Consider the following 23,336-nt stretch of genomic DNA (forward strand, 5'->3'; position numbering starts at 1 on the left):
AGCTTAGTATAGTAAGGTCAAAGTGAGGTATTATGCAAAAAGAAAAAGCATTTATATATATAGATACAAATTTCTCAGATGACGAAGCTCTCATGCTCGATATGGCCTTTAGGTCCTTTAACTTCGAGTTGGTGGGGCTTTCTTCTATTAGAAGTTACATGACAGCTGCCACAGCAGCAGACAACATCCTAGGTCTTAACGAAAGCCACGAGCTTTTCCTTCCCATAGCCAAGGGAAATGAGACCAACATCTTGGATAAGGAAATAAAGACTAAGGGCTTAGATAAAAACTACTATCCAAACCACAAGGACTACTTGGAAGAAACAGAAGTAAGTGATCATCTCTATGATATAGCAGCTGATTGTGGCAAAATTGACATCATTACAACAGGGCCACTAACAAATATCGCTAAAGCTCTAGAAAAATACGAGGACTTGGAGGATTACATATCCCATATATTTATAAGTGGAGGCAATCTCTACGGGCCTGAATATAACTTTAGTGAGGACCCAAAGGCTATAAATAAAATCCTAAACTCTTCGATTGATCTTTTTATCTTGCCCAAAAATTTGGCAGATCAAATAGAAATAAGTGATGACTTCCTCAAAAACTTAGCTAAGGATAAGAAAAACGAGAAGATTATAGAAAATCTTTTAGCAAATAAGGAAAATAGATTTCTCTACGCACCCCTTCTTCTATATCTTCTAGAAAAACCAGAAGCCTTTATCTTCGAAGAAAGTGGCATAAAGGTTGACGATAGGGAAAATCTTGGCGAGATGATTAGGATAAACTCCAGAAAAAAATTATATCTTGCCAACAAGGTAAATATTGAAAGCTTCTTTACCTACCTAGAAGGCAAACTATGTTAATAAAAAAACCAGGGGCAAGAATGATTAAAACAGGTCTTGCCTTGTTTCTAGCAATGCTAATATCAAGCCTAAGACCTAAGGGACTTCCATTTTATAGTGGAATAGCAGCCATAATATGTATGCAACAAGACCTATCTTCCACCTTTATTAAGGGAGTCAACAGGGCAATAGGAACTATAATAGGGGGTCTTACAGGTCTAGTCTATCTTTTAATAGTAGATGGGATGGGCCTACCAAAAGTAGTAAACATTTTTTTCCTATCCCTAATAGTAATTGGACTAATTTGGATTTTGGCTAGCTTCGAAAAACATCTAGCCATAACAATTGCAGGCATAGTATTCCTATCGGTAACAGTAAATCACGCCAATGACGCCGCAGGACCCGTACTCTTTGCAGTTAGCAGGATAATTGATACAATAATAGGAATATTCGCAGCCATATTCGTTAACTGGGCAGACTTTGAATTTAGAAAGAGGTATAGACATAGATAAGATCTTAAAAATAAAAAGACCAGGACTTAGGATAATCAAAACTGTAATAGCAGTTTTCCTATCCATGCTAATATCAGAACTTAGACCTGGCCAAGGCTTGCCAATAAACTCATCAATAGCAGCCATAATATCCATGCAAACCAACCTAGTAGATACAAAAGACATAGGAATAAATAGGGTAATAGGAACAATCCTAGGAGGTTTAATAGGACTAGCCTATCTAATATTAGTTCCAAACTTTAAAAAACCCTACATACTAGACTACCTACTAATGAGCCTAATAGTAGGCCTGATAATATGGATAATGGCCCACCTAAAACGCTACAATGCCCTAACCATCATGGCAATAGTATTCCTCTCAATCACCCTAGACAATGTAAACCAAACCACAAAACTTCCCCTAACCTTCGCCTTCAACAGAACCCTAGACACCCTAATAGGAGTAGTAATATCCATAGCCATAAATGGCATAGAAATAAACTACAGAAGAAAAAAATTCATGAAGAAAAATGGGATAGATAAGTGGACTAGGTAAATATTTTTTTAAATATTTTTGATTAAAATTTTTTTCATATATTTAATTTTCTTGATTTAATAGAATACTCATCTTATAGGGTTGAACCCTTTGTACCCTAGGGGTATTGGAAGATATTTCTATATATCTTGAACTAAATTTTTTGTTCTTTTTATTACTTAATATTTTAAAAAGTTTTTTTCACAGGGTTGAACCCTTCGAACCTTTGGGGGAACGCTAAGGGGGCGGCAGAGGCCCCCTCCAGCTTTCCCCCAAGCCCCCTTTTCCCTCACCCCCTCTGCTCCTTGGGCGGAGTGCGGAAAAGGTCGATTTGCTAAAGCAAATCTTTTTTTTGAAACGAGCTGCCTCGTTTTACTTGGTCTTTGATATAAGAATGTCTGATAATCGTCTCTCTAAAAATCGATAACTCGCTATCGCTCAAACAAATCGATTTTCTTAACGAGAGACTCTATTAGCCATTTCTACTAGACCACCGCTTGGGGAAGCAGTAAGCTTTGCCCTTGGCAAAGCGTATCATGTTTTTATTTTTCATATAACATATTATTCGAAGAATAAGTCTATTCGACATCGTAATATTACTAGTAAATCCTAAATCAAGAAAATGTAAATACATAGAAATCCCCCATACAACCTTATCGAGCAGTATGGATAATCAGAATGAGCGTTAAGAAAATTTATCTGTTTTGAGCGTTAGCGAGTTATAAATTTTTAGCGAATGATGATTAGGAATCCTAAGAGTCTAAACCAACTAATACGAAGGCTCCCACCTATCAACAAAGATTGGCGAAGCCAATCAACAAAATCCGCACTCCGCTAAGGAGCAGAGGGGGTGAATGAAAAGAGGGTCCAGGGAGAAAGGTAGAGGGGGCCTCTGCCGCCCCCTTAGCTGTCTCCCTGGGGTTCGAAGGGGCCAACCTTAGAAAGAGAATATTCTATAATATCAAATGTTACTAATAATAAAAAAATTTAGTCTAAGATATTTTGAAATATCTTCCAAACACCCCTTAGCCCCCCCCAAAAGCTACGAAGGGGATAGCTTCGATTAAAAATCTATTTCTAATATCAAGAACAAAAAATTTAGTTCAAGATATTTTAAAATATCTCCCTAACGAAGCTATCCCCAATATCTAAATTATATAATTTTATCTAAGATTTTTTAAAAATCTTAAAGTCCAACCCGTTTATTCTTTCTACAGAGTAGGGACTTTTTTCTAAGAATCCTTTTATGAATTGATATCTCATGTCGTGATATCTTGATTTTTCACTTGTGTTTTCGATTTTGTCGATTTTTCCTATTTCGAATGATTCGTGGGAGTCGTGGCTGTGGCCGCCTTCGCAGGTGTTGTTGATTGATTTTTGTGGGTCAATCATGTTTTCTTCGTATTTTTTGTGAAGGTTGGCATTTGTGATTAGGAGTAGCTTTCCCTTATCATCAAGGCCTGCGCTTAGGGCTCTATCACATGGCATACCATCTAGAAGTCTTAGATTTAGTTTATCGAATACTTCTTCTAGGCTGTCTAGTTTTTCTTTTGCTCCCTCAATTTTTCCAAGTTCATAAAATTTTTCTTCTGGATTTTTGCTTAGGCTTATGGCCTTAGCTAGTCTATTTTCTACCATATCAATCCTTGCTGATAGCCAGCCGTGGATGTTTTCTTGATCGACTAAGTCCTCCAAGGGCTTATCAGAAACTTTTGGAAAAATTTTATCAAGCTCTTCGGTATTGTCATCCATTAGATAATTACTTATTTTATCTTGAAATTTGATCTTTTCATACATCATAAAGTGTATTGGACCTAAATTTTTACTCATTTTATCACCTCATATATACCTTACTTCAGTTTTTTATGGTATACTAGAAAAGAAATATTTTTAAGGAGGGTTTTATGAATAATAAACTTACAACCAAAAAAATGGTATATGTTGCACTTTTTACAGCCTTAGTTTACATATTTTCTAGATTTTTCCAAATCCCTGTTCTTACACCATTTGGCCAAACTAGATTTCACTTAGGTAACGTTTTTTGCTTATTGGCTGGTATTTTGTTAGGACCTGGTTTAGGAGGTCTTGCAGCAGGTCTTGGTTCTGCTCTTTTCGACCTATTTGATCCGGTGTATTTTACATCAGCTCCTATTACCTTTGTAACAAAATTTGCCCTAGCCTATGTTGCAGGTGCCCTTTACAAAAATAGGAAAGAACTTGTTGATAAGAAAAAGCTTGTAACATCATCCATAGCAGGTCAACTAACCTATGTGTTTTTATACTTGTTAAAGACATTTATCACAAGCAAATTTGTCATGGGCTTTACTAATCAAGCTGTTATGGCAGAGCTTCTACCAAAGGCAGGAGTTTCACTCTTTAATGCTCTAATTTCTGTAATTATAGCTTCAATACTTGCTATTCCTTTAATTAAGGCTATCAAGTTTGACTAAGATACAATTTTGGGTATAAGCCTAATAAGGTAAAGAAAGTTTGAGAGGTTGATATGAAGGAAAGACTAAAAGAATTTAGCATAACTTGTCCAAAATGTAAGCATAGCTTTAAGGAAGAATTGAATACTGCTGTTTTTGATTCTTCTAGCGAGAGGGAAGAAATATTAGCTGGGGATTTTGCCAAGCTATCTTGCCCTATTTGTGGAAAAGACTTTATTCTAAATTATAGGTTTGTCTACACAGACAATGGACTAAAGTATATGATAATAAATGATCCTGATTTTTGTGATATAAAAAATAGGATTGCCCTTAGGTCTTCTTTCAAGCTCTTGGATAAGCTTAGGAAAAATGAAGCCCAAAAGTTCAATGTAATTTTGACAACTGACATCAAAGATTTAAGAGAAAAAATTATAATATTGGAAGATGGCCTTTCAATTAGAGCGATCGAACTTATGAAATACATGCTCCTAGAAGCAGATGATCTTAGCTTGGGCCATGATGATGTAGTTAGCTTCAGATTTACGAATGATAAGGACTTTGAAATCCAGACCAAGGGAGGGGATATAATGAAACTGCCTTTCCCAAGAGAAGTCTACGATAGGGTCTATGACCAATACAAGGACTACTTTGAAGAAAAAATAGAATTGGTCGATAAGGCCTGGGCCTTCGACCTACTAAAAAATATAAGAAGCCATGAGTGATTTTCATTCATGGTTTTTTATCTTGGACGAACTTATTATTAGCGGCGAAACCAGTATAGTAAGACTATGAAATTTTATGTTGCAAATCCCAAGAAAAGAAAACAAGTTTATGATATATTAAATATTTTCTATGACCATGATGAGCTTATCTTTGATGATAAAGCCGATCTTAGGATAGAAGAAGGAAAGATTATCCTAAAAGATAAGAATTTTTCCTATAAGGATGATCAACTCAAAGAAAAACTCTATCAAATCCTCACACATCTAACTGGCTACCAATCGCCATGGGGATATCTTACAGGATCTAAGCCTTCCAAGCTCCTCCAAAAGATGAGCCTTGAAGAAATTAAAAAGAAGTATTTATTAAGCGATGAAAAAATTAAGCTACTAGCTGAGGTAAAAAGCGAACAAGATAAATTAGCCTTTGATAGGAAGGCTTTTTCTGTCTACATCAACATCCCCTTCTGTCCTACAAGATGTCATTACTGTTCATATCCAACCCTAGTTGGAAAACGAAATGATAAGAAAGCCTATATAGACTCCCTCATCTACGAAATAAAAAATATCGACCTTCCTAGAAAAATTGATGCCATCTATGTAGGTGGAGGAACACCTTCCTACATTGACCATGAGGACTTGGCAAGGCTCTTAGTCGCAATCAACGAAAAATTTACCTATGAAGAATTTACCTTCGAAGCTGGCAGGGAAGATAGCCTAGATTTTGATAAACTTCAAATTTTAAAAGAAGGAAAAGTTGACAGGATATCCCTAAACCCCCAAAGCTTTAACGAAGAAATTGTAAGAAAAGCTGGAAGGAACTACGACTATGAGCATTTTGAGAAAATCTACCTTAGGGCAAGACAGCTAGGCTTTATAATAAATACAGACTTCATAGTGGGACTTATGGGAGAAGGAAGTGAGCTTTTTGAGAAAAACTTCACAGTCCTAAAGAAACTAAAGCCAGACAATATCACCTTCCATGCCCTAGCCATGAAGGTTGGTAGCAAATACTTCGAGGAAAACAAGAGGGCAAAAAGGTCGGATAGCCTAGAAATATCTAGAAAAATCAGAAGCTTCGTCAAGGAAAATTCCTACAAGGCCTACTATCTTTACAGGCAAAAAAATATAGTATCCAACCTAGAAAATGTCGGCTACCAAAAAGCTAACACTAGCCAGAGATACAACATCATAATAAACGAAGAGCTTGAATCAATAATTGGCCTTGGAATGAATGCCAACTCCAAACTTATGAATGCTAAGAAATTTAGAAATTCTAGAAACCTAAGAGACTATTTCCTAAGACTTGAGGAAGAAATTTGGGCTAAAAATACTTTGATAAATGAGTATAATAAAAATAATTAGGAGGAATTATGGAAATTAAAAACTTACAACCTAGCGAAGTATTCGCTAATTTTTATGAACTCAGTAGAATCCCTAGAGAATCAGGAAACGAAAAGGGAGTTTCTGACTTCCTTGTACAATTTGCTAAAGATAGAAAACTTGAGGTAATCCAAGACGAAGCCCTCAATGTAATAATTAGAAAAAAAGCCTCAAAGGGCTATGAAGATAGACCAACCGTTGCTCTTCAAGGCCACATGGATATGGTTTGTGTAAAAGAAGACGATAGCGACCATGACTTCGAAAAAGACCCAATCGAGCTAAAAATAGAAGACGGCTGGCTAACTGCTAACGGAACAACCCTCGGAGGAGATGATGGAATAGGAGTTGCCTTCATAATGGGTATCCTTGATGACGATAGCCTCGAACATGGTCCAATCGAAGCAATAATTACAACAGGTGAAGAAACCTCAATGGTAGGAGCAAACGCCATCGACCTATCCCAACTTAAAGCAAAATACCTAATAAACATCGACTCAGAAGAAGAAGGTGTCCTAACCATAGGCTGTGCTGGTGGCCTTGACCTTGAAATAGAATTTAAGAAAGAATACGAAAAAGCCCAAGGAGACTTTATAGAAATAAACCTAGCTGGCTTTGAAGGCGGACATTCTGGAATGGAAATAGATAAATTCAGATGTAACGCCATCAAAAATCTTGCAAGACTCCTTCACAACATCGAAGGTGTCCAAATAGCTGACATCAAGGGCGGAGTAAAGAGAAACGCCATACCAACTACAGCCTACGCCCTAGTCTCAGTAAAAGATAGGGATGAAGCAATCACAGAAATCGAAAAGAGAATAGGAGAAATCCTAAACGAATACAAGGACTCTGATCCAAAAGGAACAATCACTGTCAAAAAGGCCCAATACGAGGGAGAAGTCATTAGCCAAAAGGCCTCTAAGGACATAATAGATGCAATCTTCGTCCTACCTGATGGTCTCTACAAAAAATATAAAGACAACATCGTAACATCATCAAACCTCGGACTCCTAGAAAATAGGGAAGATACAGTAATGTTCCACTCAATGATTAGATCTGAAGTCGACTCAGCCAAAGCAAATAGGGCAGAAATCGCCATCGAAATAATCAAAAGATTCGGAGGATCTTATCAAATAACCAACCAATACTCTGGCTGGCAAAGAGAAGAAAGCTCCCTAATAGGGCTTGCAAACGAAACATGGAAACAAATCCACGGGGACGACCTAATAATAGGTACAACCCATGGGGGACTTGAATGTGGCCTCTTCAAAAAAGAAATCCCACACGTTGAAATGATATCCTTCGGCCCAGAAATAGAAGGAGCCCACTCACCAGCAGAAAGATGCAACATCCAATCAGTAGCAAATAACTACAAATTCTTAGTAGAGCTTTTGAAAAAAATCAAATAAATAACAAGGGAGGCGTCTAGCCTCCTTTTTATCTATAAAGAGAAAGGAGTATTAAAAGATATTTTAGAATATCTTGAACTAAACTTTCTTTGTTTCTTGATATTATAGAACATCTTCTTTATAAGGTTGAACCCTTAGCGTTCCCCCAAAGGTACGAAAGGTTCAACCTTCAAAGGAGAACATTCTATAATATCAAGTTAAAAAAAGAACATAAAATTTAGTCCAAGATAAATAAAAATATCTTCCCTCCCAAGCAATGAATCTTCAATCTTAAAGTAAGAATATCCTTAATATTTTTAGATATTAAAACAAATTTAGTCATAGATATTTTCAAATATTCTCCTAAAACATTTATTATTTTCAATTACAAGCAGTATAATCGGATATAGAAAGGGATTGAGCAGGGCTGTTTGATTCCTTCTTGTATTATTTAGGGAAAAATTAGTTTATATATGAAGTATAAGCATTAAATATTAGAGAAGTTTTCTTTAGTTTCTAGAAAGGAAAGTTATGAACTTACATATGGGTCTTGACCTAGGCTCAACTACGGTCAAGCTTGTAATCACTGATAGGCAATATAATATATTACATTCTGTCTATATCCGTCACAAATCTGATGTCAAAGAGACAGTAAGAAAGGTTTTAAGCGAAGCTTATGAGAAGTTTAAGGATGCCGAACTTACTGTTAATGTTACAGGTTCTGGGGGGATGTTTCTAGCAGATTATCTGGGGATAGATTTTGTCCAGGAGGTTATAGCAGAAACAAGAGCCATCCGAGAGTATATAGCTGGTACTGATGTAGTAATTGAGCTAGGCGGAGAAGATTCCAAGATTACTTATCTTAGTGGCTCAGTTGAACAGAGGATGAACTCAATTTGTGCAGGTGGAACAGGAGCTTTCATTGATCAGATGGCAACCCTCCTTGATACCGATGCGATGGGACTTAATGAGCTTGCCAAAGCCTACAAGAAGGTCTATCCTATAGCTTCAAGATGCGGAGTTTTCGCTAAAACGGATATCCAAGCCCTAATGAATGAGGGAGCAAGTAAGGAAGATATAGCTATTTCTGTCTTTCAATCAGTTGTAAATCAGACCATTTCCAACCTTGCTTGTGGTAGACCTATTAAGGGAAATATTACCTTTCTAGGTGGGCCCCTCCATTTTCTTTCCTGCCTTAGGGATAGATTTATCGAAACTTTGGGTGAAGAAGAAAACACCTTCTTACTACCAGATGGGGCTGAAATATATGTAGCCCTCGGAGCGGCTATCCTATCAAGTGAAAATCCTTCCTATATTTCCTATGAAGAACTTATGAGAAGACTAGAAAGAAAAGCACCGAAAAATACAGACATGACAAAAAGTCTTAAAGCCTTGTTTGAATCAGAAGAGGACTATTGCGACTTTAAGAGAAAACACGCCACTGGTCTTGTTGCCTATAAGGATATTCACGACTATGAAGGAGCGATTTTTGTAGGAATTGACGCAGGCTCAACCACTAGCAAGATGGTTTGGCTAACAGAAGATGGAAAAATCCTCCTAGATGATTATAGGATGAATCTGGGTAAGCCTCTCGAAGTAGTTATTTCCATGCTAAAAGAAGCCTACATCAAAAAAAATCCCAAGGCCTACATAGCTTCAAGTGGCATATGTGGCTACGGGGAAGACTTTATCAAAAAGGCCCTCCATGTCGACTATGGAGAAGTTGAAACTATAGCCCATTACAAGGCAGCCTATTTTTTCAATCCCAAGGTCGACTTTATCCTAGACATAGGCGGTCAAGATATGAAGGCTATGCATATCAAAGATGGGATAATCGACAGTATCCAGCTTAACGAAGCATGCTCATCTGGATGCGGTTCCTTCTTATCAACCTTCGCCCAATCAGTTGGAATGAATGTTGAAGAATTTCAACAAAAGGCAATTCTTTCCAAAAAGCCTGTAGATTTGGGTTCAAGGTGTACTGTCTTTATGAACTCCAAGGTCAAACAAGCCCAAAAGGAAGGGGCAGAAGTAGAAGACATAGCAGCAGGCCTTTGCTATTCAGTTATCAAAAACGCCATCCAAAAGGTAATCAAGGTTAGAGACCCAAGGAATTTGGGAGATAATCTCATAGTCCAAGGGGGAACCTTCTATGGGGATGCCATCTTAAGAGCCTTCGAAAAAATCACAGGAAGAGTCGCTACAAGACCAGAAATCTCAGGTCTTATGGGAGCAATGGGCATGGCCCTAATAGCAAGAGATAAATCCACAGGTCACTCAAGCCTCGCCGATATTAACGAGCTTGAAGACTTTACTTATGAGCAAAAAAATTCTAGATGCGGGAGGTGCTCAAACAATTGTTCCCTAATTATCAATATCTTTCCGGATGGGTCAAGATATATAACAGGTAATAGGTGCGAGAGGGGAGCAGGAATTAAGCAAAGCCAAAACTTTTCTTTCTACAATATGTACAAATACAAGTACGACTTGCTCTTTAATAGGAAGACCCTCAAGGAAAAAAATAGCATGGGTAAAGTCGGTATAGCAAGAGTCCTAAATATGTATGAAGACTATCCTTTCTGGCATAAATTCTTTACTAGCCTTGGCTTTGACATAGTCCTATCGGATAGGTCATCAAGAAAAATCTACGAAAATGGTATAGCTTCCATATCATCAGAAACCGCCTGCTATCCAGCAAAGCTCACCCATGGCCATATAGAAAACTTAATAGAAAAAGATGTCGACTTTATCTTCTATCCAGCAATTTTTTATGAATACAAGCAATACAAAAATGCCAAAAATCAGATGAACTGTCCTGTAGTAAGCGGTTATCCTGACCTTATCAGAAATAACGTGGATAACTTGAAGGGCATTAAATATATGGCTCCCTACTTATCCTTCGAGTCCGAAAAAATAATAGCTGATAGGCTAGTAGAAGAATTTTCTACCTTTAGCTATAAGGGAAAAAGCCTTGGCAAAAAAGAAATCAGAAATGCAGTAAAACTTGCTTGGAATGAGATGCAAGCCTATCACGACTCAATCAAAAAACGAGGCAAGGAGATTATCGACTTTGTAAATGAAAAAAAGATTAACGGCCTAGTCCTTGCTGGAAGACCCTATCACATAGACCCAGAAATAAACCATGGGATAGCAGACCTCATAGAATCCATGCAAATCCCTGTCCTATCAGAAGATGCCATAGCCTATAACTCAGATGACCTAAACTATGAACTAAGAGTCCTTGACCAATGGTCCTATCACGCAAGACTCTACAGGGCAGCCCAATATGTAGGGACAAATGACAACCTAGAGCTAATCCAACTTAACTCTTTCGGATGTGGACTTGATGCAGTAACAAGCGATCAAGTAGCAGACATCCTAAAGGCCAAGGGCAAAATCTACACCCTAATCAAAATTGACGAAGTAAGTAACCTCGGTGCTGTAAAAATTAGGATAAGATCTCTAATAGAAGCCCTAAACCAAAAGAAAATCGAAGGCCTAAGAGCTAGGATAGACTTCGAGAAAATAAGCTACAAAAACCCAGAATTTACAGAAAAAATGCTCGAAGAAGGCTACACCATCCTTGCCCCACAAATGGCAAGAGAGCATTTCGCAATAATGGAGTCAATCTTTAAAGCCCATGGCATAAATATAGAATTTCTAGATGACATAAATAGCAAGGTCATAGACACCGGCCTAAAATACGTCAACAACGATTCTTGCTATCCATCAATAACAGTAGTAGGTCAGCTAATCGAAGCTGTAAAATCCGGTCGCTACAATACCGATAAAATCGCCCTCCTCATGACCCAAACAGGAGGAGCTTGCAGGGCTAGTAACTATGTAGGCTATATAAGAAAGGGTCTAAAAGACGCAGGACTAGAAGACATACCAGTCATAGCCCTATCAGCCCAAGGCATAGAAAAAAGTCCGGGCTTTAACCTAAATAAACTATCATCCATACCCCTACTAAAAAAACTAATGCGAGCAATCCTACTAGGCGATTTGATAAACAGAGTATCCAACGCCACAAGACCTTATGAAGTAAATGATGGAGAAACAAACAGACTCAAAGAAGCTTGGCTATACAAATGTAAGCAACTTGCCCCAGACCTTGACAACAACTCCTACAAGCAAATAGTAGGCAAACTAGTAGCTGACTTCGATAACATAGAAAGAAAAAACAAAAAACTTCCTAAAGCTGGCATAGTTGGAGAAATCCTAGTCAAATTCCTCCCAGAAGCCAACAACCACCTCCTAGACATCCTAGAAGAAGAAGGAGCAGAAGTAATCCTTCCCGACCTTACAGACTTTCTCATGTACTGCATGAAAAACACCGAGCTTAAAGCCAAATACTACGGCAAAGAAAAGAAAAAAGCATGGCTAGGAAAAATCGGCATAAAGCTAGTAGAATCTTACAGAAAACCAATAAGGACAGCCCTAAAAAATAGCAAAAACTTCACAGAACCTTGCTATATAAACGACATAGCAGACTTCGCAGAAAATATTACAAGCCTAGGCAACCAAGCAGGCGAAGGCTGGCTTTTGGCTGGAGAAATGGTAGAATTAATCAAACAAGACGCCCCAAACATAGTAGTAATCCAACCCTTTGGCTGCCTACCTAACCACATCACTGGTAAAGGAGTAATGAAAAAAATAAGGGCAACTTACACACAAGCAAATATAGTAGCCATAGACTATGACCCAGGAGCAAGCGAAGTAAACCAAATCAACAGAGTAAAACTAATGATGGCAACAGCCCGAGAAAAAATGAAAAACTAAAAAAACAAAAAAAGATCCTCACGTCAGAAGCGAAGCTTCTTCCTCAGGATGACATTTAGTTTGTCATTCCTAATGGTCTGGCCACAATGAACGTAAGTGAATTGATGGCAGACCTTAATCGAGGCTTTGCGAGGTGAAGGTCGCAAGACCTGAGCCCTCAAACTACCGTCGACAGAGCTTCCACGGGGAAGCGACGAGGAATCTAACAAGCAAATCTAAGAGTCGGGTAATACTAAGACATCAAAGAAAAGATCCTCACGTCGCTATCGCTCCTCAGGATGACAATTAGTTTGTCATTCCGACAGAGAAATCGCAGATTTCGACGAGGAATCTAACAAGCAAATCTAAGAGTCGAGTAATACTAAGACATCAAAAAAAAGATCCTCACGTCGCTGTTGCTCCTCAGGATGACAGGGTGGAGATCCTCACGTCATAAGCAAAGCTTCTTCCTCAGGATGACAGTAATGATGTCATTCCGACAGAGCTTCCACGGGGAAGCGACGAGGAATCTCACAAGTAAATCTAAGAGTCAAGTAACACTAGGACGTCAAAGAAGAGATCCTCACGTCGCTACGCTCCTCAGGATGACAGGGTTGTTGCTTAGCTCCCTGTGACAATTCCATTAAGGATGACATAGGTGTGTTATTCTTATAGAGAAATCCACTTAGTCATTTTTATTTATTCCAATCCAGAGATAAATCTTTCCAATCAGGATTCACAGAGTTTACAATAGCATCCTTCTTTTCTCTTCTATAACTCTTTATCTGCTTTTCTCTAGCTATAGCACCATCAATAGAATCGCCAGTTTCAAAATAAACCAACTTATTAACATTATATTTACTAGTAAATCCATCTGCTAAATGATGTTTATGTTCATACAATCTTCTCTCTAAGTTATTGGTAACGCCTGTATAAATTACCTTGTTATTATAATTGGACAATATATAGACATAGTACATAAAAGCCTCCTATTATTCTTTATTAAATTATAGCATTACAAATAATAGATAACAAAATTTATTGTAAAAAGATCCTCACGTCAGAAGCAAAGCTTCTTCCTCGGGATGACAATAATGATGGTAGACCTACTCTGTCATTCCGACAGAGCTTCCACTGGGAAGCGACGAGGAATCTCACAAGTAAGTCTAAGAGCCAAGTAACACTAAGAAGTCAAAGAAAAGATCCTCACGTCGCTCCGCTCCTCGACGGTAGTTTTCGGATTCGCTTTTAATCGGAAAGCTCATCTCGAAAAGCCTCGATTAAGGAATTTCATCAGCTCGCTTTGCTCCCTGTGACAATTCCATTAAGGATGACATTTAGTTTGTCATTCCGACAGAGAAATCGCAGATTTCGACGAGGAATCTCACAAGTAAATCTAAGAGCCAAGTAACACTAAGACGTCAAAGAAAAATATCCTCAGGTCAGAAGCTAAGCTTTAAAAATCATTATTTTTTGTATAAGCTTAGAGTTTAGCTAAGGATAGGGTGATTTTGATATTATATTTATAAATAAATCTTCATAAAATACCGAATATCCTTGACAAGCTCACGGAAAAATGATATAACATTAATTAGTTAAATAGCTAAAGGATATTAACTGCCTAGAAGTCCACAAAAGGCACTAGTAAATATCATTTTGTTGTTTAATTTGCCCTTCCACTTTAGGACAATACCTGCCAGGGTGAATCTCCATATTCCTTCGGCTTATGCAATTATTATCTACTTAATATTTGTTCGCTTTCACTTAACTTGGCAAAAGACCTAACTTGGATTGTAGAAATACAAAAAATATTTTTATATAAAAAGAAATATTTTCCCGCCCAGCTTTGGGCAATAGTTTTTCCCTTCTGAGAGCCACCCCTTGATCGGTGGCTCGATTTTTTTTCTATATTTTATCCAATGTCTATTTTAAAATAAAAAAAGGCAAGTACAATTATAGTACATTAAGAGTCTATGGAAGCCCCGCATAGACCAATAATGTCTGAAAGGAGGAAGGATGACTACTGATATAATCGCAATCTTGCCTGAAGAAATCAATCGCATAGGCATCGGATCCCGTATCTATTATGTAGATAGGAGCGAGATGGACAGAAGAACGCCGACCCATTTTCTCAAAAACCTCTATGACCAGAAAGGCAAGAGGAAAAAACTTGTCGACAAGCAAATCAAAAACAAGGTCCAAATAGCAAGAAACTACCCCTATCCCATAGACAAAAACCACGTCTTTTTTGCCTTCAAGGTTAGAAATAGCAACTATGATGACCAACAAAGAGGCTTCGTCAATGTAAAATACGTCGACAAAATAGAAAACTCCAACATAATACTTACAACGGGCGAAGTAATAGCAAGCCTAAACAAAGAAAAGGCCCTACTTAACAACAGAAGAAACGCCCAGCTCTTGTATTACATGAGCCTAGTAGAAAGTCTGGTAGACAATTACGAAGCAGTAAAATATGTACGTGAAAATTTATTGACTTAGGGCTTTTCTTTTATCAAAAAAGTGTTATAATGTAATAAACAATTACAAAGATGACACAAATATGTAAGCATTATGGAGAAAATGTGGAGAAAAAGCCTGAAATTCAGGGAAAACATTAAATTTCGAAACTTTTTGTAGAAAATGTGTTGCAAAATTTGTAGGAATGTTGTACAATTGTAATTGTAAAGTGAGTACTATATTAATAGTTTAAACAAATAAGGAGAATATAATTATGAAAACAAATAAATTAGCAGCTGGTGCTTTAGCATTAGCTCTAGGACTTGGCGCAATCGCTCCATCATACGCAGCAACAAGTGATGAACTTAACAAAGCAGTTGGTACATTCACAGAAAGTGAAAAAGCAGAAATCGTTAAATTAAACGCTGAATTGGAAGAACTTAAAGCTAGACTTCCTAAATTAGAAAAAGATTTAGCTGATGCTGAAAAACTTGAAGCTGAAAAAGCAGCTGAATTAAAAGCAGCAGAAGCTTCAGTTCCAGAAGTTGCAGCTCTAAAGGCAAAAATTGAAAAACTTACTAAAGAAATATCAACAGCTAAACCAGAATTAGCAGGAGATGATGCAGATGAAGTACTTAAACATCTTAAAGAAGAAGCTGAAAAGGATTTAAAGGAAATTTATCAACCAAAACTAGATAAAGCTACTAAAGAAGCTACAAAAAATTTAAATCAAGCTCAACAAACAGTTATAAATGCTAGAGTTCAACTTAAAAAACAACAAGACGCTGTTAATACTAAAGTTGATAAAATCAAAGAAGAACTTGGAAAACTTGGTAAAAAAGTTGATGAAGCTAAATTAAATGATATTCTTGCTCTATTCAACAACGACAAAGTTAAAGTATTAGAAGATAAAACAGCACCAGCTACACCAGAAGCATCAAAACCAGCTAAAAACAAAGCAGAAGTTCTTGCAAGAGCTGAAAAAGCTTACGCTGAAGCTAGAGAAACAGCAAAAGCAGTAGAAATCCTTAAAGAAGCAGCTCCAGCAGTTTACAAAAACCACAAAGCACCTATCGATGCTTACCTAACAAAAGCTAATGCTGTTATCAGCAAACTTGGCAAACTACTTGGCAAAAATGTAGCAGTATCTGATATTCTTTTCTCAAAAGCTTACGCTGATGAAGCTAACCTTGACGAAATTGAAAACGCTACAAAAGACGCTGAAGAAGTAACTAAAGAAGGTAAAGATCTTCTTAAAGATGTAAACAAAAAAGAAGAAGCAAAACCATCTACAGAAGACAAAAAAGAAGATAAAAAAGAAGACAAAAAAGAAGACAAAAAAGAAGACAAAAAAGCTCCAGCTAAAAAAGCATCTAAAAATGCTAAAACAGGCGTTGTAGGAGTAACAGGCGTTGCAGGAATCCTTGCAGCAGCTTCAGTTGCTTACGCAGCTAGCAAAAAAAGAGACTAATAATACTTAAGTCACTCAAGAGTGCACTCGTAAAGACGAAGTATTAATTTAGTAACCGCGGTACTCACGAATTAAGACCCCTTAATAGGGGTCTTTTTTAACCCCTAATTTTAGATGGTAGGTATATAAGGTAATGATAAGATATTTTTATATATCTTGGAATAAATTTTTATTTTTTTGAATCTAGATATTATGAATCACTTTTTACAAAGGGTTGAACCCTTCGAACCTTTGGGGGAACGCTAAGGGGGCGGCAGCGCTCCAGATGCCGCTTGGGCAAATTCCCCCTCCAGGCTTTCCCCTAGAACCTCTTTTCGATTGGCCCGTCGGACCACAGAGACCACCCCCTCTGCTCCTTAGCGGAGTGCGGATTTTGTTGATTGGCTTCGCCAATCTTTTATGTATAGGTGGGAGCCTTCGTATTAGTTGGTTTAGACTCTAAGGATTCCTAATCATCATTCGATAAAAATTTATAACTCGCTAACGCTCAAACAGATAAATTTTTTTAACGCTCACTATGATTATCCATACTGCTAGAAAAGGTAGTATGAGGGGTTTCGTTGCATTTACATTTTCGTCATACAAGATTTGCTAGTTAGATTTCTCGTCGCTTCCTCGTGGAAGCCCTGTCGAAATGACAGACGTAGAAGTTCATTCATTGTGGTCAAGGCATTAAGAATTACAAGAGCGTGCATTTATTCTATAATCAATATGTTAGAATGAGGTAATCTAAGTTAATATGTAAGAAAAATACAAAAACATGATACGCTTTGCCAAGGGCAAAGCTTACAACTTCCCATCTCCATAATCAGTAGAAATGGCTAATAGAGTCTCTCGTTAAGAAAATCGATTTGTTTGAGCGCAAGCGAGTTATCGATTTTTAGAGAGACGATTATCAGACATTCTTATATCAAAGACCAAGTAAAACGGAGCAGCTCGTTTAAGAACAAAGATTTGCTTTAGCAAATCGACCTTATCCGCACTCCGCCCAAGGAGCAGAGGGGGTGAATGAAAAGAGGGTCCAGGGAGAAAGGTAGAGGGGGCCTCTGCAGCCCCCTTAGCTGTCTCCCTGGGGTTCGAAGGGTTCAACCCTTTGAGAAAAAATTTCTATAATATCAAGTAATAAATAGATAAAATTTATTCAAAGATATATAAAAATATCTTCCAACACCCCTAGAGTACGAAGGGTTCAACCCTTCAAAAAAGTCTTCCCTAATATCTCGTAATAAATATATAATAAACTATTTAGTCTCAGATATTTGAAAAAATATCTTCCAAGGCTATTGTATATTTTCCAAAAAGTAACTATAATATCATATAAGGAAGAGCTTTTGACATATTTCTTAGAAAGCTATATAATTTATGTATGATATAAAATGGATAGGAGAAATTATGAATAAAAATAAGATAGGCATTGCTGTACTTCTTCTAGGACTAAGCCTAGGTCCTGTGCAAACAAGCCAAAATTACTCTATAAGATTAAATAACCTTGCTTATGCAGAGGAAGAACAAGGAGAAGATTCTGCTAAAAAATCGGAAGATGGAGAAAAAAAAGAAGAACAACCAGTTACTGACAGAGCTGCACAAGATAACACTCAAGCTCAACCTTTAAAGGAAACTGCTCCTACAACAAAGGTAAAGGAAGCTGTGAGGACTGAAGTAGAAAATTTCAATAAAGAAGTTGAGGCTTCAAATGTATATAGTCTTGCAACAAAAAGCGAGGAGGAAGCCTATAAAAAAGCTTATGGAGCTATTTTAGAAAAAATTGAAAAAGAAGTTAAGGAAGATGGCAAAGCTGAAGATTATAGTGCTGAGTATAAGCAAAGCTTATTAAAAGAGTCAATGGAACTTGGCTATACTGTTGTTAAGAATATTCCTAACAGAATTAAGCTAAGAAATCTAAAGGCTGACTTGGATCAACTCGAAGAAGCTGCTAAGACTGCTAAGCTAGAGCTTCCTGCTGACCTAAAGACATTAGCAGAAAGTGCCGATAAGATTTTAGCTGAAAAAGACCATGAAACAGATGAAATAGAAGAAAATGTAAAAGCATTTTCTGATGCTATTGACAAGTTTAAGAAAGATAATAAGCTAACTATCAAGGAATCTAAGCTCAGCGATGAAGAAGTTAAGTATGGATATCCTGATGATTTTTATGCAAAAGGCTTTGGCAAAACTAAAGACCTTAGCGAAGTGCGTCTTGATGCAAAAATTTTCCTTGAAGCTACTAACTCAGATGATACTAAGATAGAAAGAAGACTAGGCGACTTATATAAAAAAGATTCTCTAACAGATAAGGAAAAGGAAGAGAAGAAAAATCTTGAAGCTTATAAATCTTCTAAGTCTAATTTAGAGAATAATCTATATAATCTTGATGTAAGAGTAGAAAATCTTAAGTCTTATCTCGATGCTTACGTAGTTGCTGTAAGCAAGGTGATTATTAATGCTGAGCCATCAAAAGATCAAAAGACAATAGATGATTATGCAAAGAGATTAAAGGCTATTAGAGATTCTGATAAAGATTTTAGAGCAAGCGATAAGTTTAAGAAAGCCGATGAAAAGCTTAGAAAAGCTTATGAAGATGCCTACAAGGCCTTAGATGATATTAAAGAAAAAGAAATTGACCAAGATGCTAAGGGTAAGATAGAATCTGTTGAAAAAGCAAAGAGAGATATCGAGAAGGTAGAAGAGGATGTCTTGATATCTAAGATTGCTACTGCTCTTAATGTTGATAAAAACAAAGAATTTACTGAAAGTGAAAATTTCAGAAGAGCTCCAAAGAAGCTAAAGGAAGCTTACAAGAAGGCTTTTGAGGATTTAGGCAAGAAAAAGACAGAAGAAAATCTAAAGGCTTTTGAAGAAGCTAAAAAGGCAATAGAGGACAAGGACTTCGCTGGAGAATTTAATGATAAGCTAAAGGCTCTTGAAAAATACATTGACCAAGCTAAGTCAGATAATCTTACCGAAGATTCTCTAAAGAAGTTAAAGAAAGAGTATGCCGATAAGTTAAAGGACTTAAAGGATAATAAAGATGCTAATGTTGACGACATCAAGGCTTTGGAAGACGACTTTAATAAGGATTTGAACCCAGAAAAACCAGAAAAAGGTAGCAATAAGGCAAAGACTACTAAAAGACTTGTAAGCACCAAGAAAAATGCTGGTGGCAAGGTTAGAACTGGTGTTGAGTCAGTGCTTCCTCTTGCAGGTGGGGTTCTTGTTGTAGCTGCTATAGCCTTAGTGTTGACTAGAAAGAAGAATAAATAGAAAGAAGCAGGTATATGAAAATTACGAATAAAGTTGTTCTTGCAGGACTTTTGCTAAGTCTAAGTCTTACATCATGCAACAATTTAAGTAAAAACAAAAATAACGAAGAAGATGCTTCTAAGAAGACTGAAGTAAGTGAGAGTGCTGATCCTGAGAAAAAGGAAGGAACTGCAGAGAAGGAAGCTGACAGCAAAAAAGACGCTGAGGAAGATAAAAAAGAAGGTACATCCGAAAAGGAAGCTACAGATAAGAAAGATAGCAAGGATGATGCTGACAAAAAGGATGCTGAAGGAAAAGAAGATTCAGATAAGGATGCAAAGACCAAGGAAGAGTTGGTTGCAAAGCTTGAACAAGCGATCTTTGATGCTAAGGTTACTGTTAGGGCTATAGAAATCCTACAAACAGAATCACCAGAGGCTATCGAAGGCAGGGAAGCTGAAGTCCAAGAGATGCTCGATCATGCCAACCAAGTTTTGGATAAGGCTAACGAAGTTCTCGAGAAGGTTCAAAACAATAATTAATAATCAAAATTTACAGGCTAAGGAATTAGCCTGTTTTTTAGTAAGAAAGCTTAGGATGTTAATTTCTTGATTTTTCGATACAAATATATGATAATTATATAAAGAGCAGAAAGGAGATGTTATGATTTATGAATTAGCCATAGGCTTGACTTTTGTCCTTGCAGTTGTTAGTCTTATTTCGATTTTGTTTACCGACAAGAAGCTGATTTTTGCGGGGCTTGCCATAATTTTGTTGGGGGTATTTTATTATACTAATTCAACTTATCATATGGCAGAAAGTTGGCCTTTGATAGCTTTTGTAGCTGGAGTAACCCTCCTTACTTTGGAAATTTTTATACCGAGTTTTGGCTTGATTGGGATAACGGGTCTTGGTCTTATTGGTCTTGCTATTTATAATTCTATATGGATGGATGGCAGGGAGCTTTTTCTACTAATTGGAGCAAGTCTTGCCATAGTTTTTAGCCTAACAGTTTATGTCCTTTTAGGCTTTAGGGCTAATATTTTTGATAGGGACATACTTAGGACGGTTAATAGTAGGGATATTGCATCCAAGGCTGATTATTCTAGTCTTCTTGGCAAAAAAGGCAAGACTAAGAGTATTCTTCGTCCGACAGGAAAAGTTGTGCTTGATGATTCTTATTATGACGCCAGAAGTCAGGGAGATTTTATCGAAAATGATAAGGATATTGTAGTAGTAAGTGTGAAAGATGGCCACATAGTGGTAAAGGAGTTATGATGGAATTTGTTATTATTGGTTTAGTTTTAGTTTTAGTGGTGGTTTTCTTCACCATGGTGCCAGTGGGTCTTTGGATAACAGCGAGATTTTCTGGGGTTAATATTTCTATGGCAGCCCTTGTTGCCATGCGTTTTAGGAGACTTTCTCCTTCAAAAATAGTAAATGCAATGATTAAAAGTTACCAAGCAGGTATTCCAATTACAACAAATGATTTGGAAAGCCATTATCTAGCAGGGGGTAATATTAATCAAGTAGTAGACGCCCTTATAGCAGCAGAAAGAGCAAATATCGAGCTTTCCTTTGAGCAAGCAGCAGCCATAGACCTTGCTGGTCGTAATGTTTTTGAGGCTGTTCAAGTATCAGTTACACCAAAGGTAATCAATACTCCAGTAATTGCTGCCGTTGCCAAAAATGGTATCGAGGTTAAGGTTATAGCCAAGGTTACTGTTAGGGCAAATATAGAAAGGCTAGTCGGTGGTGCTGGAGAAGAAACAATCATAGCAAGAGTAGGCGAAGGAATTGTAACTACAGTAGGTTCTTCTGATTCCCACGCCCAAGTTTTGGAAAATCCAGACAATATTTCCCAAACCGTTCTTATGAAGGGTCTTGATTCTGGAACAGCTTTCGAGATTTTATCCATAGATATAGCTGATGTGGACGTAGGACGAAATGTCGGCGCCCAACTTCAAAGAGATCAGGCTGAGGCTGACAAGAATATAGCCCAAGCCAAGGCAGAGGAAAGACGTGCCCAAGCCATAGCCCTCGAACAAGAAAACAAGGCCAAGGTAGTTGAAGCAGAAAGTAGGATTCCTATTGCCATAGCCAAGGCTTTCGAAGAAGGTAACCTCGGTGTAATGGATTATTATAATCTTAAAAATATAAATGCCGACACCAAGATGCGTGAAGCTATTTCTGCTGATGATGGGGCTGAGTTTGATGTTTAATTTCCCTAAGCCTAACTACAAGGATAAGAAAAAAACAAAGCCTAGCTTTGAGGAATGGCTAAATAGGGCAAGTGAGCTTCTAAATGAATACATGGACGAGTCGGTTGATGATATCTTCAAGCCCCAAGGGCAAAAGAGCCAAAATAAAAAGAATATAAAAAAAGAGAATATTCAAACAGAAGAGGGCGATAAGGATGCTCAGATGAGAATTGAAGAAGCTATAAAGAAGAGAGAAGAAGAAAAAATCGCCGAGGAAAAGAAAAAATCAAAGAGAAGACTCAATCTCAAGAAGGCTATGATTTATTCGGAAATCCTAGCCAAGCCTCTTGCTAAGAGAAAATAGCGGCCAAAAGAGTATAATATTCCTATTGGAGGGATTGATATTAAAGAATTATTAGCGATAGAAAGTCCTGAACAAGTGATTAGCTTGTTCGGGAATTTTGATAAAAATAGAAAATATATAGAAGATAGATTTGATACGAAGATCAGGGTTAAGGATGAGGACCTAGAAATCAGCGGAGATGAGCTTGGGGTTAAGTTTAGCAAGAGTCTTCTCGACCAACTTTTAGGAGAAATTAAGAAGGGTAAGATTCTCGACTTCCAAAATATAAAGTACCATGCTGATATGCTAGAAAGAGAAAATAAGGATGTTATAAAGTCCTTACTAGATGATGTGATAATAACTAGGGCTGATGGCAAACCAATAAAGGCAAAGACTCTTGGTCAAAAATCCTACATTGATAAGATAAGAAATAATGATGTGGTTTTTGGTATAGGGCCAGCTGGTACGGGAAAGACCTATCTTGCTGTTGCCATGGCTGTTAGGGCCTTCAAGAAGGGCGAGGTTGATCGAATAATCCTCACTCGTCCAGCTGTTGAGGCAGGAGAAAGTCTAGGCTTTTTGCCGGGAGATTTGCAAGATAAGGTTGATCCATATCTAAGACCCCTCTACGATGGGCTTTTTGATATCTTGGGCTTTGAGTCCTATCAAAATCTAGTTGAAAAGGGACTAATAGAAGTAGCTCCCCTTGCCTACATGAGAGGAAGAACCCTAGATAGGTCTTTTGTGATCTTGGATGAGGCACAAAATACGACCCAGGAGCAGATGAAGATGTTTCTAACAAGACTCGGCTTTGGCTCCAAGGCTATTATTACTGGAGATAAGACCCAAGTAGACCTACCTCGTGGGAAAAAAAGTGGAATCAAGGCAGCCGAGCACATCCTAAGAAATGTAGAAGGTATAGCCTTTATGGAATTTTCTTCAATAGATGTGGTAAGACATCCTCTTGTTCAAAGGATAATAGATGCCTATGATAGGGAAGAGAAAAGACTTATTGAACAAAGACAAGAGTTAAAAGATAAGGAAGATAATAAGAAAGAAGAATAGGTGGGCTT

At 37.4% G+C, this 23,336-nt stretch carries 18 protein-coding genes; 16 read left to right on the top strand and 2 right to left on the bottom strand.

Going from position 1 to position 23,336, the window contains the following annotated elements; all coding sequences use genetic code 11:
* Positions 1–32 precede the first annotated feature (32 nt).
* Genes HMPREF0077_RS07870 through HMPREF0077_RS07880 form a run of 3 tightly spaced genes read left to right on the top strand, consistent with a single transcriptional unit; the run spans position 33 to position 1,895 of the window.
* The gene (locus tag HMPREF0077_RS07870; protein ID WP_004837479.1) at positions 33–869 is read left to right on the top strand and encodes a nucleoside hydrolase; all 837 of its coding nucleotides are present in this window, start codon (positions 33–35) and stop codon (positions 867–869) included.
* Positions 863–1,360, top strand: a complete 498-nt coding sequence (locus HMPREF0077_RS07875) for an FUSC family protein (RefSeq protein ID WP_004837480.1) — start codon at positions 863–865, stop codon at positions 1,358–1,360. The genes HMPREF0077_RS07870 and HMPREF0077_RS07875 overlap by 7 nt, the downstream gene beginning before the upstream one ends.
* Positions 1,329–1,895: an FUSC family protein gene (locus HMPREF0077_RS07880; RefSeq protein ID WP_004837481.1), complete on the top strand. Its 567-nt coding sequence runs from the start codon at positions 1,329–1,331 to the stop codon at positions 1,893–1,895. Before HMPREF0077_RS07875 ends, HMPREF0077_RS07880 begins: the two co-directional genes overlap by 32 nt.
* Positions 1,896–3,041: 1,146 nt before the next feature.
* Here HMPREF0077_RS07880 and HMPREF0077_RS07885 read toward each other — a convergent pair.
* Positions 3,042–3,704, bottom strand: a complete 663-nt coding sequence (locus tag HMPREF0077_RS07885; protein WP_004837482.1) for a hypothetical protein — start codon at positions 3,702–3,704, stop codon at positions 3,042–3,044.
* Between the two features lie 56 nt (positions 3,705–3,760).
* Here HMPREF0077_RS07885 and HMPREF0077_RS07890 point away from each other — a divergent pair, with 56 nt between their 5' ends.
* From HMPREF0077_RS07890 to HMPREF0077_RS07910, 5 genes are all read left to right on the top strand, one after another.
* Positions 3,761–4,324: an ECF transporter S component gene (locus HMPREF0077_RS07890; RefSeq protein WP_487042721.1), complete on the top strand. Its 564-nt coding sequence runs from the start codon at positions 3,761–3,763 to the stop codon at positions 4,322–4,324.
* A gap of 53 nt (positions 4,325–4,377) precedes the next feature.
* Positions 4,378–5,025 (top strand): CpXC domain-containing protein, encoded by a 648-nt coding sequence (locus tag HMPREF0077_RS07895; RefSeq protein WP_004837484.1) that lies wholly within the window; start codon positions 4,378–4,380, stop codon positions 5,023–5,025.
* Between the two features lie 66 nt (positions 5,026–5,091).
* Positions 5,092–6,387, top strand: a complete 1,296-nt coding sequence (hemZ, locus tag HMPREF0077_RS07900) for a coproporphyrinogen dehydrogenase HemZ (RefSeq protein ID WP_004837485.1) — start codon at positions 5,092–5,094, stop codon at positions 6,385–6,387.
* A gap of 8 nt (positions 6,388–6,395) precedes the next feature.
* Positions 6,396–7,811 carry a beta-Ala-His dipeptidase gene (gene pepD / locus HMPREF0077_RS07905; RefSeq protein ID WP_004837486.1) on the top strand — a complete coding sequence of 472 codons (1,416 nt, stop codon included), beginning with the start codon at positions 6,396–6,398 and terminating at the stop codon, positions 7,809–7,811.
* 510 nt (positions 7,812–8,321) lie between these two features.
* The gene (locus HMPREF0077_RS07910; protein ID WP_040349616.1) at positions 8,322–12,572 is read left to right on the top strand and encodes an acyl-CoA dehydratase activase-related protein; all 4,251 of its coding nucleotides are present in this window, start codon (positions 8,322–8,324) and stop codon (positions 12,570–12,572) included.
* 674 nt (positions 12,573–13,246) lie between these two features.
* On the opposite strand, the gene HMPREF0077_RS07915 is transcribed toward HMPREF0077_RS07910, so the two are convergent.
* Positions 13,247–13,531 carry a GIY-YIG nuclease family protein gene (locus HMPREF0077_RS07915; protein ID WP_004837488.1) on the bottom strand — a complete coding sequence of 95 codons (285 nt, stop codon included), beginning with the start codon at positions 13,529–13,531 and terminating at the stop codon, positions 13,247–13,249.
* A gap of 1,036 nt (positions 13,532–14,567) precedes the next feature.
* On the opposite strand from HMPREF0077_RS07915, the gene HMPREF0077_RS07920 reads away from it, so the two are divergent.
* From HMPREF0077_RS07920 to HMPREF0077_RS07955, 8 genes are all read left to right on the top strand, one after another.
* Positions 14,568–15,050 carry a hypothetical protein gene (locus tag HMPREF0077_RS07920; protein ID WP_004837489.1) on the top strand — a complete coding sequence of 161 codons (483 nt, stop codon included), beginning with the start codon at positions 14,568–14,570 and terminating at the stop codon, positions 15,048–15,050.
* 232 nt (positions 15,051–15,282) lie between these two features.
* Positions 15,283–16,479 (top strand): hypothetical protein, encoded by a 1,197-nt coding sequence (locus HMPREF0077_RS10685; RefSeq protein ID WP_004837490.1) that lies wholly within the window; start codon positions 15,283–15,285, stop codon positions 16,477–16,479.
* 1,392 nt (positions 16,480–17,871) lie between these two features.
* The gene (locus tag HMPREF0077_RS07930) at positions 17,872–19,740 is read left to right on the top strand and encodes a hypothetical protein (RefSeq protein ID WP_040349618.1); all 1,869 of its coding nucleotides are present in this window, start codon (positions 17,872–17,874) and stop codon (positions 19,738–19,740) included.
* A 14-nt stretch (positions 19,741–19,754) separates the two neighbouring features.
* Positions 19,755–20,261: a hypothetical protein gene (locus HMPREF0077_RS07935; protein ID WP_004837493.1), complete on the top strand. Its 507-nt coding sequence runs from the start codon at positions 19,755–19,757 to the stop codon at positions 20,259–20,261.
* A gap of 121 nt (positions 20,262–20,382) precedes the next feature.
* Positions 20,383–20,997 carry an NfeD family protein gene (locus HMPREF0077_RS07940; protein WP_004837494.1) on the top strand — a complete coding sequence of 205 codons (615 nt, stop codon included), beginning with the start codon at positions 20,383–20,385 and terminating at the stop codon, positions 20,995–20,997.
* Complete coding sequence (gene floA, locus HMPREF0077_RS07945; protein ID WP_040349619.1) at positions 20,997–21,941, top strand: flotillin-like protein FloA; 945 nt, start codon at positions 20,997–20,999, stop codon at positions 21,939–21,941. Before HMPREF0077_RS07940 ends, floA begins: the two co-directional genes overlap by 1 nt.
* Positions 21,934–22,284 carry a hypothetical protein gene (locus tag HMPREF0077_RS07950; protein WP_004837496.1) on the top strand — a complete coding sequence of 117 codons (351 nt, stop codon included), beginning with the start codon at positions 21,934–21,936 and terminating at the stop codon, positions 22,282–22,284. Before floA ends, HMPREF0077_RS07950 begins: the two co-directional genes overlap by 8 nt.
* A 75-nt stretch (positions 22,285–22,359) precedes the next feature.
* Positions 22,360–23,328 carry a PhoH family protein gene (locus HMPREF0077_RS07955; RefSeq protein ID WP_004837497.1) on the top strand — a complete coding sequence of 323 codons (969 nt, stop codon included), beginning with the start codon at positions 22,360–22,362 and terminating at the stop codon, positions 23,326–23,328.
* Positions 23,329–23,336: the final 8 nt, after the last annotated feature.

Origin of the sequence: Anaerococcus tetradius ATCC 35098 (assembly GCF_000159095.1) — a bacterium.
Classification (GTDB): domain Bacteria; phylum Bacillota; class Clostridia; order Tissierellales; family Peptoniphilaceae; genus Anaerococcus; species Anaerococcus tetradius.